Source organism: Massilia sp. Masssp93, from assembly GCF_059491295.1.
Genome location: NZ_CP168502.1, coordinates 3,697,974 through 3,714,157, shown reverse-complemented (window position 1 = coordinate 3,714,157; position 16,184 = coordinate 3,697,974). Strand labels below are relative to the sequence as shown.

10 protein-coding genes are annotated in these 16,184 nt (G+C 70.3%); 6 read left to right on the top strand and 4 right to left on the bottom strand.

Annotation, left to right across the window (positions count from 1 at the left end):
• Positions 1 to 55 precede the first annotated feature (55 nt).
• Both ACEN9Q_RS14915 and ACEN9Q_RS14910 read left to right on the top strand, forming a co-directional pair.
• Positions 56 to 2,230, top strand: coding sequence for an alpha-galactosidase (locus ACEN9Q_RS14915; protein WP_495625134.1), 2,175 nt, complete (start codon positions 56 to 58; stop codon positions 2,228 to 2,230).
• Entirely contained in the window at positions 2,217 to 3,731 is a 1,515-nt protein-coding gene (locus ACEN9Q_RS14910) for a tryptophan halogenase family protein (RefSeq protein WP_495625133.1), read from the top strand. Before ACEN9Q_RS14915 ends, ACEN9Q_RS14910 begins: the two co-directional genes overlap by 14 nt.
• 101 nt (positions 3,732 to 3,832) lie before the next feature.
• Here ACEN9Q_RS14910 and ACEN9Q_RS14905 read toward each other — a convergent pair whose 3' ends face one another.
• Genes ACEN9Q_RS14905 through ACEN9Q_RS14895 form a run of 3 tightly spaced genes read right to left on the bottom strand, consistent with a single transcriptional unit; the run spans position 3,833 to position 8,963 of the window.
• On the bottom strand, positions 3,833 to 6,196 hold the full coding sequence (locus tag ACEN9Q_RS14905) for an alpha-galactosidase (RefSeq protein ID WP_495625132.1): 2,364 nt from the start codon (positions 6,194 to 6,196) through the stop codon (positions 3,833 to 3,835).
• Between the two features lie 14 nt (positions 6,197 to 6,210).
• Entirely contained in the window at positions 6,211 to 7,167 is a 957-nt protein-coding gene (locus tag ACEN9Q_RS14900; RefSeq protein WP_495625131.1) for a PfkB family carbohydrate kinase, read from the bottom strand.
• Between the two features lie 26 nt (positions 7,168 to 7,193).
• Positions 7,194 to 8,963 (bottom strand): alpha-amylase family glycosyl hydrolase, encoded by a 1,770-nt coding sequence (locus tag ACEN9Q_RS14895; RefSeq protein ID WP_495625130.1) that lies wholly within the window; start codon positions 8,961 to 8,963, stop codon positions 7,194 to 7,196.
• Positions 8,964 to 9,224: 261 nt separating this feature from the next.
• Here ACEN9Q_RS14895 and ACEN9Q_RS14890 point away from each other — a divergent pair, with 261 nt between their 5' ends.
• Positions 9,225 to 9,647 (top strand): DoxX family protein, encoded by a 423-nt coding sequence (locus tag ACEN9Q_RS14890; protein ID WP_082547699.1) that lies wholly within the window; start codon positions 9,225 to 9,227, stop codon positions 9,645 to 9,647.
• 12 nt (positions 9,648 to 9,659) lie between these two features.
• On the opposite strand, the gene ACEN9Q_RS14885 is transcribed toward ACEN9Q_RS14890, so the two are convergent.
• On the bottom strand, positions 9,660 to 11,141 hold the full coding sequence (locus ACEN9Q_RS14885) for an efflux transporter outer membrane subunit (protein WP_495625129.1): 1,482 nt from the start codon (positions 11,139 to 11,141) through the stop codon (positions 9,660 to 9,662).
• 90 nt (positions 11,142 to 11,231) lie between these two features.
• Between ACEN9Q_RS14885 and ACEN9Q_RS14880 the strand changes: the two genes are divergently transcribed.
• From ACEN9Q_RS14880 to ACEN9Q_RS14870, 3 genes are all read left to right on the top strand, one after another.
• Entirely contained in the window at positions 11,232 to 11,849 is a 618-nt protein-coding gene (locus tag ACEN9Q_RS14880) for a TetR/AcrR family transcriptional regulator (RefSeq protein ID WP_495625128.1), read from the top strand.
• Positions 11,850 to 11,921: 72 nt separating this feature from the next.
• Positions 11,922 to 13,049: an efflux RND transporter periplasmic adaptor subunit gene (locus tag ACEN9Q_RS14875; RefSeq protein WP_495625127.1), complete on the top strand. Its 1,128-nt coding sequence runs from the start codon at positions 11,922 to 11,924 to the stop codon at positions 13,047 to 13,049.
• Positions 13,046 to 16,132 (top strand): efflux RND transporter permease subunit, encoded by a 3,087-nt coding sequence (locus ACEN9Q_RS14870; RefSeq protein ID WP_495625126.1) that lies wholly within the window; start codon positions 13,046 to 13,048, stop codon positions 16,130 to 16,132. Before ACEN9Q_RS14875 ends, ACEN9Q_RS14870 begins: the two co-directional genes overlap by 4 nt.
• The last annotated feature ends 52 nt before the right edge of the window (positions 16,133 to 16,184 follow it).

Genomic DNA, 16,184 nt, shown 5'->3' with positions numbered 1-16,184 from the left:
GCGGCATCCACAGCCCGGACAGCGGGCGGCATTTCCATTTCCGGACTGGTCGAACATGTACGCGAACACACCCGATTCACCCGCCGATTACCTCGTCCTGCACGGCACCCACAGCTCGCTCGTGCTGGAACTGCATGCGGACGAAGCGCCGCTGTGGCGCTACTGGGGCCCGCGCCTGCCCGACGATGTCGTCCCCGGCGCCCCGCTGCGCGCGGGCCGGCCGCTGCCCAGCTTCATGCTCGACTTCGACCAGCCGTTGACCGTGCTGCCGACGTTCGGCGTCGGCTGGTTCGGGCAGAGCGCGCTGCTCGCGCACCGCGCCGGCACGGCGTTCGCGCAGGCGTTCACGGCCTGCACGGTGGCGTGGATCGAGCCTGGGCGCGCCGTCGTGCTGCGCCTGACGGACGACGCGGCGCAGCTGTGCGCCGACATCACCCTGCGCCTGGATGCCGCCAGCGACGTGCTGGTCGCGCGCACGGCGCTGACGAATCTCGGCACGACGCCGCTGGACGTGCAGTGGCTGGCGGCGCTGACCCTGCCGCTGCCCGGCGATTGCGCGGCGGTGCGGTCGTACGCGGGCCAGCACCTGCACGAATTCATGCTGCAGGTCGACCCGCTGTCGCGCAGCCTGTGGCGGCGCGAGAACCGGCGCGGCCGCACGTCGCACGACTGCTTTCCCGGCGCCGTCGTGTGCGCGCCGGGCGCGGGGGCCGACAGCGGCGCGGTCTACGGCGCCCATCTCGCCTGGTCGGGCAACCACCAGCAGACCATCGAATGGCTGCACGACGGCCAGTACCAGTGGCAGCTGGGCGAATGGCTGGCGCCCGGCGAAGGCTGGCTGGAACCGGGCCGCACCTTGCAGACGCCGGAGGTCGTGGCCTCGTTTTCGAACGCGGGTTTGAACGGCCTGGCCGCGAACTTCCACGCCGAGCTGCGCGCGCGCCTGGACTGGCCGGGCGGCCGCATGCGTCCCCGTCCCGTGCACCTGAACACGTGGGAAGGCTTTTATTTCGACGTGCATCCGGAACCCGTCAAGGCGCTGGCCAGCGCCGCGGCGCAGGTCGGCATCGAACGCTTCGTGCTCGACGACGGCTGGTTCCACGGCCGCCACCACGATCGTGCCGCCCTGGGCGACTGGTGGCCCGACGAAACCAAATTCCCCGACGGCCTGGGCGATCTCGTCGCGCACGTGAATCGGCTCGGCATGGAATTCGGCCTGTGGTTCGAACCGGAGATGATCAATCCGGACAGCGACCTGCATCGCGCCCATCCCGACTGGCCGCTGCGGCTCGCGGGCCGGCCGATGCTCACGGCGCGCAACCAGCTCGTGCTGGACATCGCGCGGCCCGAGGTGGCCGACTACCTGTTCGACAAGATATCGGGGCTGCTGGCCGCGCATCCGATCCGCTACATCAAGTGGGACCACAACCGCGACCTCACGACGGCCGGACTGCACGACGGCCGGCCGGGCTACCGCGCGCAGGTGCTGGCGTTCTACGCGCTGCTGGCGCGCCTGCGGGCCGCGCATCCGGACGTGGAAATCGAAAGCTGTTCCGGCGGCGGCGGGCGCATCGACTTCGCCGTGCTGCGCCACGCGCACCGCGTGTGGACGAGCGATTGCATCGATGCCGTGTCGAGGACAAGCATCCAGCGCGGCTTCCTGCAATTCTTCCCGCCCGAGATCATGGGGGCGCACGTGGGGACGGCGCCCGCGCACACGACGGGCCGTAGCCAGGCGATGGCCTTCCGCGCGGCCGTCGCCCTGCCGGGCCACCTGGGCGTGGAGCTCGACGTGCGCGCGCTGGGCGCGGCGGAGCAGGGCGAACTGGCGGCCTGGATCGCGCTGTACAAGCGGCTGCGCGACCGGCTGCACACGGGGCGCGTCTGGCTGGGCGAGGGGCAGGACGGCCTGCTGTGGCAGGCGCACGGCGATGCCGGCGACCTGCTGCTGTTCGTGGTCCGGCGCGAGCCGGGCACGCACCGCTACACGCCGCCGCTGCGCCTGGCCATGCTGGACGCCGGCGCGCGGTACCGCGTGACGGAGATCCGGCCCGACGGCGTTCCGGAGACGGGCCACCGCGCGCCCCTGCTGGATGCGATCGGCGGCGCGGACCGCGCCTCGTTCAGCGGCGCCTGGCTCGCCCACGCCGGCCTGCCCGTGCCGCGCGGCCAGGCGGAAACGGCGTGGATCGTGCGCCTGCAAAAGGAGGATCGCCATGACGGCCAATGACCGGAGGCTGCGCGGCATCGTCATCGTCGGCGGCGGCTCGGCGGGCTGGATGGCGGCGGCCGCCCTGTCGGCGGTGGTCAACGACGGTTGCACGGTCACGCTGATCGAGTCGGAAGAGATCGGGACCGTGGGCGTCGGCGAGGCGACCATCCCGCCCATCAAGGTCTTCAACCAGACGCTGGGCCTGGACGAAGCGGAATTCCTGCGCCGCACGCAGGGCACGTTCAAGCTGGGCATCGAGTTCGTCGACTGGGCCAGGGTGGGGCGGCGCTACTTCCACCCGTTCGGCCCGCACGGCATGCAGTTCGACGCCGTGCCGCTGCACCAGTACTGGCTGCGCGGCCGCACGGCGCCCGGCGCGCCGGCGCTGGACGAGTATGCGATGGCGTGGGCCGCGGCCAGCCGCGGACGGTTCGACAAACCGTCGCGCGACCCGCGCCACATCGCGTCCACGTTCGACTACGCCTACCACTTCGACGCCGGCCTGTACGCGGCCTATCTGCGCGAGGTCGCGCAAGGACGCGGTGTGCGGCGGCTGGAAGGCAGGATCGTCGGCGTCGACCTGCGCGGCGCCGACGGCTTCGTCGAGGCGGTGCTGCTCGCGGACGGCCGGGCCGTCGCGGGCGACCTGTTCATCGACTGCTCGGGCTTTCGCGGCCTGCTGATCGAAGGGGCCCTGCACACGGGCTACGAGGACTGGAGCGATTTTCTGCCGTGCGACCGCGCCATGGCCGTGCCCAGCGCGCCGGATGGCGACCCCGCGCCGTACACGCGCTCGACGGCGCGCGCGGCCGGCTGGCAATGGAAGATCCCGTTGCAGCACCGGGTCGGCAACGGCTACGTCTATGCCGGCAAATACCTGTCGGACGACGAGGCGGCGGCCACGCTCCTCGCGAACCTGGATGGTCCGGCGCTCGCGGAACCGCGCGCGCTGCGCTTCGTGACGGGGCGCCGCAAACGCTTCTGGAACCGCAACGTCGTGGCGCTGGGCCTGGCGAGCGGCTTCATGGAACCGCTGGAGTCGACCAGCCTGCACCTCGTGCAATCGGGGATATCGCGCCTGCTCGCGCTGTTCCCCGACCGCGACTTCGACCCGTTCGTCATCGACGAGTACAACCGGATCGGCGTCAACGAGTACGAGCGCATCCGCGATTTCCTGATCCTGCACTACAAGCTGACGGAACGCGCGGACACGCCGCTGTGGCGCGCCTGCGCCGCGATGGACATCCCTGACACGCTGGCGCGCAAGATCGAGCACTTCAGGCGCTACGGGCGCCTCGTGAGCGAGGGACTGGAGCTGTTCGGGAACGCCAGCTGGCTCGCGGTGCACGCGGGGCAGCTCAACTGGCCGCAGCGCCACGATCCGCTGGCCGACCTGCGCGGCGTGGACGGCGCCGCGATGCTGGCGCGCCAGCGCGAGGCGATGGTGCGTGCGGCGGACGCGATGCCGACGCACGCGGATTTCATCGCGCGCTACTGCGCCGCGCCGCGCCGGCCATAGCCGTAGGGTGGGCGGCCCTCCGCCCACGCGTGACGTTTGCGCCGTGTTGGCGTCACGCGTGGGCACGTTTCGTTTGAGGCCCCCGGCCTCAAACGCCCACCCTACCGGCGCAGGTGCCAGGCCGTGCTGAGGAAGTCCGCGTTCATGGCGGGGAGGATCAGGCCGGCGTACATCAGCTGGTCGCCGCCGTATGCCTTGCCGTCCGCCGCGCAGACGTAGCGCGCGGCCGGATCGAGCCCGCGCAGGCGCAGCCAGTCCAGCGGCGCGTTCGCTTCCGCCAGCACGTGCACGTACACGACGAACGCTTCCGACTTGTCCTTCGCGACGACCATCCACGCCGTGTCGTTGCCTTCGAACGGGCTGCGCAAGCGATAGAAATCGCCGAACTGGATCAGGCCCCGCAACGCCTTGTACTGCGCCACCTGGCGCTTGATCTCGGCCTTGTCCTCGGACCCCATCCTGGTCAGGTCGAGCTCATAGCCGAAATTGCCCGACATCGCCACGTTGCCGCGCGTGCGCAGCGGCGTGACGCGGCCGACCTGGTGGTTCGGCACGGCCGACACGTGGCTGCCCATGGCACTGAGCGGGTACACGAGGCTCGTCGCGTACTGGATGCGCAGGCGGCTGACGGCGTCCGAATTGTCGCTGGTCCAGGTCTGCGGCATGTAGTACAGCATGCCCGGATCGAAGCGGCCGCCGCCTGACGCGCAGCTTTCGAACAGCACGTTCGGGAAGCGGCTCGTCAGCGTTTCGAGGATGCCGTACAGGCCGAGCATGTAGCGGTGCGCCGTCTCGCGCTGGCGCGCGGGCGGCAGCAGGCTGGAACCGATCTCGCTCATGTTGCGGTTCATGTCCCACTTCACGTAGGCGACCGGCGCCGAGCGCAGCACGGCGCTGACGGCTTCCAGCACATGGGCGCACACGTCCTTGCGGCTCAGGTCCAGCACGAGCTGGTGGCGCTGCTCGGTGCGGTCGTGGCCGGGCACGTGCAGGCACCAGTCGGGGTGGGCGCGATACAGGTCGCTGTTCACGGAAATCATCTCGGGCTCGAACCACAGCCCGAACTGCATCCCCAGCCTGTTGACGCGCCCCGCGAGGTCGGCGAGGCCGGCCGGCAGCTTGCGCTTGTCGACGACCCAGTCGCCGAGCGAAGAGTGGTCGTCGTCGCGCTTGCCGAACCAGCCGTCGTCCAGCACGAACAATTCGATCCCGAGGTCGCTGCCCGCCCTGGCGATGGCTTCCAGCTTGGCCGCGTCGAAATTGAAGTAGGTCGCCTCCCAGTTGTTGATCAGGACCGGGCGGGTCTTGTCGCGGAAGGTGCCGCGCGCCAGCCGGCTGCGGTACAGCCCGTGATAGGTGCGCGACATCGTGCCGAGGCCCGCGGCGCTGTAGACCATCACCAGCTCCGGCGCCTGGAACGATTGGCCCGGTTCGAGCAGCCATTCGAAATCGAAGTCGTTGATGCCCATCGAGACGCGCGCCGTGCGGTACTGGCCGACCTCGACGCGGGCCGCGAAGCTGCCGCTGTAGACGAGCGAAAAGCCGTAGACGTCGCCGTGGTCTTCGCCGGCGCCCGGCGCGAGCAGCGCGATGAACGGATTGTGTTCCAGGCCGCTGGCACCGCGCCGGCTCTCGATCCCTTGCATGCCCGGCTCCAGCCGGCGCCGGATCAATTCACGCTCGCGCGCCCAGTCGCCGGACAGGTGCAGCAGTTCGAAGTTCGCGTGCGGGAAGTCGACGGCGGCGCTGCAGGCGCGCGCCAGCCGCAGCGGCGCGTGGCCGTCGTTCGTGAAGCGCACCGAGCGCGCGATGGCGTCGTGGCCGGCGAATGCGGTGTAGCTCAGGATCGCCACGAGGCCGGACGGCGCGTCGCGGAGCGTGATTTCCAGCGTCGCCGCTTCGCCATCGCCTTCGACGTAGGTGGCGGGCAGCCCTTCCAGCCGGGGCTTGCCGGCGACGATGCGGTGGCTCACATAACGCAGATCGGTGACCGTCGTGCCGTTGGCGAGCCTGGCCTGGTAGGCCGGATGGCGGAAGTCGCCGGTGCCGTAGCCGGGGAATTCCTGCGGCTGCGTATTCGGCGAAAAATCGCGGTCGCCGAGGTCCGCATGGGCCGGCGCGACGGCGTCCTCGTGGCCGTTGCGCATGCCGGGCCAGGATGCCGAATGCAGGCGGCGGCCCCAGTACACGTGGACCGGCATGCCGCCCGCGAGCACCTGCAGGATGTAGCTGGTGGACGGCGTGCGCAGGTGGAAGGTCCGCTGCTGCGCATCGTACGTGATCGTTGCCGCGTCGGATGCGTCGGATGCGCCGGCCGCGCCGCCGGCGGGCGCGGGCTGGCCCGTATTCGCCAGCGCAGCGCGCGCGTTGACCGCGCCGAGGCCCGCGAGCATCGCTTGCAGGACGGTGCGGCGGCGGGGCCGCGCGGGTCCGGTGGGGGGAGTCGTCGTTGTGATCTGGTCCATGCAGTGTCCTCGTGTCAGGCGGCGAGCCAGCGCTCGATGAAGGGGCGATAGAAGTCCAGGCCGGATGGTACCGCACCTGCGATGCAGCACGCGGCGCCGGCGAATTCGTTGGCGCGCACGAGCGTCTCGCCCAGCGGCCAGCCGCGCGCGCGGCCGACCAGGAACACGGCGGAAAACGCGTCGCCCGCGCCGACCGTGTCGACCAGGGCGCCGGGCATGCGCGCCGGCGGCGCCTCGACGAAGGCGCCGTCCGCGCCGAAGAACACGGCGCCGCGCGCGCCCAGCGTGACGATCAGCCCTTGCAGGTTGAAGATCCGCAGCAGCGTGGCGCAGGCGCTCTGCGCTTCGGCGTCGCGCATGTCGTCCGTGGACGGGCGCAGGTGGGTGTACCAGCCGAACAGGTCCTGCAATTCCTCTTCGTTGACCTTGACGACGTCGGCCGCGTGCAGCGAGCGGTACACGCAGCGTTCCGTGACGTGGCCCGCGCGCACGTTCAGGTCGAGGTAGCGCAGCGCGGTGTCGGTTTCCAGCAGCCGGGCGAGGGTGCGCTGCGATTGCGGCGCGCGCTGCGCCAGCGTGCCGAAATACAGCATGCCCGGCGCGGCCGCGGCGACGGCGGCCAGCGCGGGACCGGCCTCGATCGCGTCATACGCCTGGTCTTCCAGGATCGTGAAGCGGTGGCTGCCGCCGTCCGCGCTGCGCTCGACGAGCACGCGGCCGGTCGGCCGTTCCGCGTCGGCCTGCACGCCGGCGAGGTCCATGCCGAAGCGCGCGCAGTCGGCGCGCACGCGGCCGCCGTTCGCATCGTCGCCGACCCGGGTCAGCATCAGCACGGCCTGGCCGAAGGCCGCCAGGTGCCGCGCCACGTTGAACGGGGCGCCGCCCAGCACCTGGTGGTCGCCGAAATCGTCGACCAGCGCTTCGCCGAACACGGCGATCGTTCGTCTCGAGTGCTCCATCTCCATCCCCATCTTTATCTCCATCCTCGTTGTCGTTGTCAGATCAAGGGTTCGCCGCTCTCGCGGTCCAGCCAGACGCACTCCCACGGGCGCAGGACATGGCCGCCCGGCGCCGCCACGGCGCGGTCCGAAAAGTTGAACAGGCCCAGGAAGCGCGTGCCGCGGGCCAGCGCGAGCAGGGCCGGATCGGACGTCTCCAGCGCCGTGCACGGCACGCCGGCGGCGAGATCCGGATGCCGGCTGCGCAACGCGATCAGGCGCCGCAGGCCGTGGTAGATCGGCCCGGCGGCGGCGGCGGCGTCGGTGGGAAACGCGGCGCGCTGCACCCAGCGGCTGTCGTGCGCGCGGGCGGGATCGAGGAGGTAGCCGTGGTCGTTGACCATGCCCAGTTCATCCCCCATGTACAGCATCGGCAGGCCGCCGAAGGCCAGCGCCAGCGCGTGCAGCAGCAGTACGCGGCGGACGGCGGCCTCGGGGTCGCCATGCCGCAATCCGCACAGCGAGGCCGCGGTGCCGTTCGTCGCCAGGCTGCCCTGGAACGCGACGCCGTCGGCGAAGCCGCGCGCGCCGTTGTAGAAATCGGCGACGGCCGCCAGCCGGCCGATGTCGCCCGCCTCGGGCAGCAGGTGCTTCCAGCCGATGTCGTCGTGGCAGCGCACATAGGTGAGCCAGCTGGTATGCGGCGGCAGCGCCGGCGTGCCGTCGACGACGGCGCGCACGAGCTGCGCGTCCTGCTCGGCCAGCGCGGCCCATCCGGCCGTCATCAACGTGCTGTGGTAGGCGAGGTGGCACTCGGGCGCGTCGGCCGTGCCGAAGTAGGCGGGGAGTGCGCGCGTCGGTACGATCGCTTCCGCCTTCAACAGCACGCCGGGCGCCGCGATGGCGACGAGGGCGCGCAGCGCCTGCAGCAACGTGTGGGCCTCGGGCTGGTTCATGCAGTCGGTGCCGAGGCGCTTCCACAGGAACGCCGTGGAATCGAGCCGGAAGACTTCGATGCCGCGATTCGCGAGCCGCAGCAGCGCCAAGGCCACCGCCGCGAACAGCGCCGGGTTGGCGTAGTTCAGGTCCCACTGGAACGGATAGAACGTCGTCCAGACCCAGCCGCCCATCTCCGCATCGAACGTGAAGTTGCCGGGGGCGGCCTCGGGGAACACCTGGCCCAGCGTGCGCTCGTAGGCGTCGGCCTGTTCCCGTTCCGGCAGCACGTGGAAGAAGCCGCGCAGGCGCGCGTCGCCGGCGCGGGCACCGGCGGCCCATGGGTGGTCGTCGGCGACGTGGTTCAGGATCAGGTCCGAGCACAGCGAGATGCCGGCCGCGCGCAGGCGGGCCGCGAGATCCTCCAGGTCGTCCATGGTGCCCAGGCGCGGATCGACGTCGTCGAAGCTGGCCACGGCGAAGCCGCCGTCGCTCTCGCCGGTGCGCGGCTTCAGGAAAGGCAGCAGGTGCAGATACGTCACGCCCAGCTCGCGCAAATGCGGGATGCGGGCCGCGACGCCGCGCAGGTCGCCGCCGAAACGGTCGACGTACGCGCTGTAGCCCAGCATGGCCGGGGCGCAGAACCAGTCGGGCTGCCGTTCGCGCGTGGCGTCGAGCGCCTGCAGCGCCGCGGGACGCGCGGCCATCAGGCGCCCGACGTCGGCCAGCAGCGCGGCATACCACGCGTCGTGGCCGGGCAGGTGGCCGTACAGGCGCTGCAGGCGTTCGCGCAGGATGCCTTCGTGGCGATCGAGCCGCCGTTGCAGGGTGTCGTGGAGCCCGGCAGGCAGTGCGTCCAGCATGGCGGAAAACGGATCGGACATCGTGGTCATGGAACTCGCATCAAGAATTGGATGGGCAAGAGGGGCGCGCATCGACGGTGTGGCAATTATTTCCTAAAAAAGAAATAATTACAATCGATTGCAATGCGAATTGCACGAAGAATTATGTAAGCTAGCGTGCTATGTGGCATTTTTAATGCAAACGATTGCATGCGGCACCGGCGAAATTGCCGGGTTGATATCGTGCGATGCACGGTCCGGCGTACAATCCACCCGACGGTACGTACGAGCGTCTACTTACGAGGAGTTGCCATGGAAACGACGAAGCGCATTCCCGCGACGGGCGACGCGGGCAGGCTGGTCCTGCGCGTGGTGCTGGCGGTCCTGCTGCTGTTTCACGGCGTGTCGAAGGTCATCGGCGGCGTCGGTTTCGTCACCGGCATGCTCGCGAAGGTGGGCCTGCCGGCCGGCCTGGGCTACCTGGTCTATATCGGCGAGGTGGTCGCGCCGGCGCTGATCCTGGTCGGCCTGTTCACGCGGGCCGCCGCGCTGATCGTCGTCGTCAACATGATCGTGGCGCTGCTGCTGGTCCACACGGGCCAGTTCTTCTCGCTGTCGGACACGGGCGGATGGGCGCTCGAGCTGCAGGGGATGTACCTGGGCAGCGCGGTGGCGCTGGCCCTGCTCGGGGCGGGGCGCTACAGCATCGGCGGGGCGGGCGGGCGCTGGAATTGACGGCCTGGCGGTTCAGCGGGCACGGGCCGGCTGCAGGGCCGCCACGTTGTCCATGCCGGTCGGCGTGAGATCCGGCTCCCAGCCGCCGCCGAGCGCCTTGTAGGCCGCCACCGCGGCGCGTGCCGCATTCGTCTGCGCCTCGGCGCGGGCGTCGGCCGTTTGCAGCAGGGTCTCGTCGGCGCGCAATACGTCGATCAGGCTCGCGGCACCCCGCCGGTAGGCCGCGAACGACGACGCGCGCGAACGCGCGAGCGCATCCTCGCCGCGCACGAGGACGGCCGTCTGCCGCGTGCGGTTGGCCAGGGCCGAGAAGGCATTCTCGACGTCTTCCGTCGCATGCAGCACGGCGAGGCGGTAGGCGGCGAGCGACTCCGCTTCGCGGCCTCTGGCCTGGGCGATTTGCGCGTCGATCCGGCCGAAGTCGAACAGCCGCCACCGCACGCCGAGCGCGGCCGCGCCCTGGCTGGCGCCGCCGCTGAACAGGTTGCCGCTCGACAGGGTCGTCGCGCTGCCGAGCAATGTCCCGAGCGACACGTGCGGATAGTATTCCGCCATCGCCGCGCCGATGCGCGCATTCCCGGCGGCCACGCGGCGCTCGGCGGCGATCAGGTCGGGCCGGCGCTGCAGCAGGTCGGCGGGCGAGCCCATCGCACCGATGGCCGGCACCGACGGGATGGCGGCCGGCGCCCGCAACGCGTCGCGATGCGGGCCGGGCGGCGTGCCGAGCATGACGTCCAGCGCGTTCAGCGCCGCATCGAGGCCGGCCTGGAGCGCGGGCACGCCGGCCTCGGCCTGCGCCAGCTCGCCTTCCGACTGGCGCACCTGGTATTCGGGCGCCACGCCCTTGTCGTGCAACAGCCCGACCTTGGCGAGCAGATCGCGGCGCGTCCGCACCTGGCGCTGCGCGATGTCGAGGCGGGCCTGCAGGCCGCGGATGCTGATATAGATGTCCGCCGTCTGCGCCGCGACGGCGAGCCGGGCGGCGACGGCATCTGCCTTCGATGCCTGGTAGTCGGCCAGCGCCGCCTCGCGGCCGCGGCGCAGGCCGCCGGACAGATCGATTTCCCAGCTTGCCGCGACGTTCGCGTCGTAGGCGTTGCCCCACCGGTCAGTGCCGGGCGTCGCGGCGAGGACACGCCCGAGCGGAGTCTCGGCGGACTGGTACGCGCGCGCGGCGGAGCCGGTGACGGTCCCGGACGGCAGCAGCGCCGCGTTGGCCGCGCCCAGTCCGGCCCGTGCCTGGGCCACCCGGTCCGCGGCCTGGGCCAGGTCGAGGTTCCGCGCCAGCGCCTGGGCAACGAAATCCGCCAGTTGCGGGTCGCCGAATGCATGCCACCACGCCGCCAGTTCCGTTGCCGGCCTCTGCGGGACACCGGCCTGGCCGAGGTAGTGGTCCGGGAGGGGCGCCTCCGGACGCCGGTAGTCGGGGCCGACGGCGCAGCCTGTCGCCGCGGTGGCAATCGCGGCTGCCGTGAGCAAGCGGATCGGGAACATGGAGTATCCTTCGAAATATGGTGACTAGTGACCATAATACGCATTAGTCACATTTTGTCAAACTCCCGAGCTACGCGTTAAGCTATCGCCATGAACAAACCTGCCCACACCGCACCCCCGACCCGGGGCCCGTCCGATCACGATGTCCGTACCCAGATCGTCGCGGCCGCCACCGAGTACTTCGCCCGCTACGGCTATGAAAAGACGACCGTGTCGGACCTCGCCAAGGAGATCGGCTTCTCGAAGGCGTACATCTATAAATTTTTCGACTCGAAGCAGGCGATCGGCGAAGTCATCTGCAGCAACCGCCTCGACGACATGCGACGCGCCGTCGACGCCGCCATCGTGGACGCCGCCAGCGCCTCGGACCGCTTCCGCCGCATGTTCCGGGCGTTCGTCGACGCCGGGACGCAGCTTTTCTTCGGCGACCGCAAGCTGTACGACATCGCGGCAACGGCCGCCCTCGAGCCCTGGCCGTCCGTGCGCGCCTACGAGCGCTACGTCGAGGAACTCGTCGTGCGGATCGTCAGGGAAGGGCGCGAGTCCGGCGAATTCGAACGCAAGACGCCGCTGGACGAGACGGCGAACGCCATCTGCCTCGTCATGAAGCCCTATATCAGTCCCTTGCTGCTGCAATACAACCTGGACGGCGCCCAGGACGCGACCGTGCACCTGTCCAACCTCGTCCTCAGGAGTCTCGCGCCATAATTCATCGATGTGACCATTGACTTATTTGGTCACTGGTATAAAAATGGGGGCTTTCTTGCCAAAGGAGCTCCCATGTCCATTCGCCCACGGGGTACGCATCTGATGTATGCGTTACCGCTCATCCTGGCGGCGTGCGGCGACAAGCCGCCTGCCGATCCGCGCACGGCGGCGCCGCTGGTCGAGACCGTAGTCGTCCAGGGCGCATCGTCCACCGCGCTGTCGTTCTCCGGCATCGTCGGCGCGCGCGTCCAGAGCGATCTGGGCTTTCGCGTGCCCGGCAAGGTCGTGCAACGCCTCGTCGACGTCGGCCAGACCGTCCGCCGCGGCCAGCCCCTGATGCGCATCGACCCGATCGACCTCGGCCTGCAGGCCCGGGCCCAGGCCGAGTCCGTCGCGGCCGCCCGCGCCCGCGCGCGCCAGGCGGGCGACGACGAAGCCCGCTACCGCGACCTGGTGGCGGAAGGCGCCGTGTCGGCGTCGGCATACGAGCAGCTCAAGGCCGCGGCCGACTCGGCCAAGGCGGCGTTGCGCGCGGCCGAGGCCCAGTACGACGTCGCCCGCAACGCGGCCGGCTATGCGCTGCTCGTGGCGGACGCGGATGGCGTCGTCGTCGACACGCTGGCGGAACCGGGCCAGGTCGTCGGTGCCGGACAGACCGTCGTGCGCCTCGCCCACGCCGGCCCGCGCGAGGCGGTCATCCATCTGCCCGAGACGGTGCGCCCCCGCATCGGCACGCAGGCGCAGGCCACGCTGTATGGCGGGCAGGGCGGTGGCCTGGCCAGGCTCAGGCAGCTTGCCGACGCGGCCGACCGCGTCACGCGCACATACGAGGCGAAATACGTGCTGGACGGACCGCTGGCCGACGCGCCGCTCGGGGCGACCGTGACCCTGCGCCTGGACGGGAACGGCGCGGACACGGCCAAGGCGCTGCAGGTCCCGGCTGCGGCGGTCCTGGACGCCGGCAAGGGCAGCGGGGTCTGGGCCGTGGCGGGCAATCCGGCGCAGGTGACGTGGCGCCGCGTCGACGTGCTCGCGATCGGCGACGACATGGCCCGCGTGCGGGGCGACCTGAAGGCCGGCGAGCGCGTGGTCGCGCTGGGTGCCCATCTGCTGCACGAGGGTGAGAAGGTGCGCGCCAGGGCGGACGTCGACCGCGCGCCGCAGCAGGTGGCCGCCGCCGCGCCGGGAGGCGTGCGATGAGCCGCTTCAACCTGTCGGCGCTGGCCGTGCGCGAACGGTCCGTCACGCTGTTTCTCATCCTGCTCGTCTCGCTGGCGGGCGTGCTGGCCTTTTTGAAGCTGGGCCGCGCGGAAGATCCGCCTTTCACGGTGAAGCAGCTGACGGTGATTACGGCCTGGCCCGGGGCCACCGCCCAGGAGATGCAGGACCAGGTGGCGGAGCCGCTCGAAAAGCGCATGCAGGAATTGCGCTACTACGACCGCGCGGAAACCTATACCCGTCCGGGCCTCGCGTTCACGACGGTCACGCTGCTCGACAGCACGCCGCCGTCCGCCGTGCCGGACCAGTTCTACCAGGCCCGCAAGAAGCTGCAGGATGTGCAGGGGACGCTGCCGGGCGGCGTCATCGGCCCGATGGTGAACGATGAATTCGCCGACGTCACGTTCGCGCTGTACGCGCTGAAGGCGCGGGGCAAGCCCGCGCGCCTGCTCGCGCGCGATGCCGAGACCTTGCGCCAGCGGCTGCTGCACGTGGCCGGCGTCAAGAAGGTCAACATCATCGGCGAGCAGGCGGAGCGCATCTTCGTGTCGTTCTCGCACGACCGCCTCGCCACGCTCGGCATCGCCCCGCAGGAGATCTTCGCGGCGCTGAACGCGCGCAACGTGCTGACGCCGGCCGGTTCGATCGAGACGAAGGGTGCGCAGGTCTTCGTGCGCGTGGACGGCGCCTACGACGAACTGCAGAAGATCCGCGACACGCCCGTCGCGAGCCAGGGCCGTACCTTGAAGCTGTCCGACATCGCGACGGTGGAGCGCGGCTACGAGGACCCGGCCACGTTCCTCATCCGGAACAACGGCGAGCCGGCGCTGCTGCTGGGCGTGGTCATGCGCGACGGCTGGAACGGGCTGGACCTGGGCAAGGCGCTGGATGCCGAGGTCGCGTCCATCAACAGGGACGTCCCGCTGGGCATGAGCCTGACGAAAGTGACCGACCAGGCCGTGAACATCAGCGGCGCCGTCGATGAATTCATGGTCAAGTTCTTCGTCGCGCTCCTCGTCGTGATGGTCGTCTGTTTCCTCAGCATGGGCTGGCGCGTGGGGCTCGTCGTCGCGACGGCCGTGCCGCTGACGCTGGCCGCCGTGTTCGTCGTCATGGCGGCGACGGGCAAGAACTTCGACCGCATCACGCTCGGCTCCCTGATCCTCGCACTGGGCCTGCTCGTCGACGACGCCATCATCGCCATCGAAATGATGGTCGTGAAGATGGAAGAGGGCTACGACCGCGTGCAGGCATCGGCGTATGCGTGGAGCCACACGGCGGCGCCGATGCTGTCCGGCACCCTCGTCACGGCCATCGGCTTCATGCCGAACGGCTTCGCGAAATCCACGGCGGGCGAATACACGAGCAATATGTTCTGGATCGTGGGCATCGCGCTGGTGACGTCGTGGATCGTCGCCGTCGTGTTCACGCCCTACCTGGGCGTGAAGCTGCTGCCGGCGATACCGAAGGTCGAAGGAGGTCATCATGCCATCTATGACACGCCCAATTACAACCGGTTCCGGCGCCTGCTGGGCACCGTGATCCGGCGCAAATGGCTGGTCGCGCTGATCGTGATCGGCACGTTCGTGCTGGCCGGCGCCGGCATGGCCGTCGTGAAAAAGCAGTTCTTCCCGACGTCCGACCGTCCCGAAGTGCTGGTCGAGGTCCAGATGCCCTATGGGACGTCGATCGAGCGGACGTCGGCGGCGACGGCGCAGGTCGAGGCGTGGCTCGCCCGGCAGAAGGAAGCGCGCACCGTCACGGCCTACGTCGGACAGGGCGCGCCGCGTTTCTACCTGGCGATGGCGCCCGAGCTGCCCGACCCGTCGTTCGCCAAGATCGTGATCCGCACCGACGGCGAAGCGGAGCGCGAGGCGCTCAAGCTGCGCCTGCGCGCGGCCGTCGCCGATGGCCTGGCGCCGGCCGCGCGGGTGCGCGTCACCCAGCTCGTGTTCGGCCCGTACTCGCCGTATCCGGTGGCGTTCCGCCTGTCCGGCCCCGATCCGGACACGCTGCGCGCCATCGCGGACAAGGTCGAAGCCGTGCTGCGCGCCAGCCCGCAGATGCGCACCGTGAACACCGACTGGGGCACCCGCGTGCCGACCTTGCATTTCACCCTCGACCAGGACCGCCTGCAAGCCGTCGGCCTGACGTCGGCCAGCGTGGCGCAGCAGCTGCAATTCCTGTTGAGCGGGATTCCCGTCACGACGGTGCGCGAGGACATCCGGTCGGTGCAGGTGGTCGCGCGCGCGGCCGGCGCCGTGCGCCTGGACCCGGCCCGGATCAATGCCTTCACGCTCGTGGGCGCGGCCGGGCAGCGCATTCCGCTGGCGCAGGTCGGCGTCGTCGACGTCCGTCCGGAAGCGCCGGTGCTGCGCCGCCGCGACCGCGTACCGACGATCACGATCCGCGGCGACATCGCGGAAGGCCTGCAGCCGCCGGACGTGTCGGTGGCGATGGAGAAGGCGCTGCAGCCCGTCGCCGCCGCGCTGCCCGCCGGCTACCACCTGACGATGGCGGGGTCGATCGAGGAGGCCGGCAAGGCGAACGCCGCCCTGTTGCCGCTGTTTCCGGTCATGCTCGCGTTCACCCTGCTGATCATCATCTTCCAGGTGCGTTCGATCGCGTCGATGGTGATGGTGTTCGCGACCAGCCCGCTCGGCCTGATCGGCGTCGTGCCGACCTTGCTGCTGTTCCGCCAGCCGTTCGGCATCAATGCGCTCGTCGGCCTCGTGGCGCTGTCCGGCATCCTGATGCGCAACACGCTGATCCTGATCGGGCAGATCGACCACAACCGGGCGGAAGGACTCGGCCCGTTCGACGCCGTCGTCGAGGCGACGGTACAGCGGGCGCGACCCGTCATCCTGACGGCGCTGGCGGCGATGCTCGCCTTCATTCCGCTGACCCATTCCGTGTTCTGGGGCACGCTGGCCTACACGCTGATCGGCGGCACGTTCGCGGGCACGATCATGACGCTCGTGTTCCTGCCGGCCATGTACGCGATCTGGTTCCGGATCGTGCCGGCCGCCGAGCGGACGCCCGAACTGGCGGCTGCCGCGGCCTGAGGGCGGTAAAAAAAAAGCCCGGGAGGGCCGGAAGGCCGCGCCCGGGCTGTTT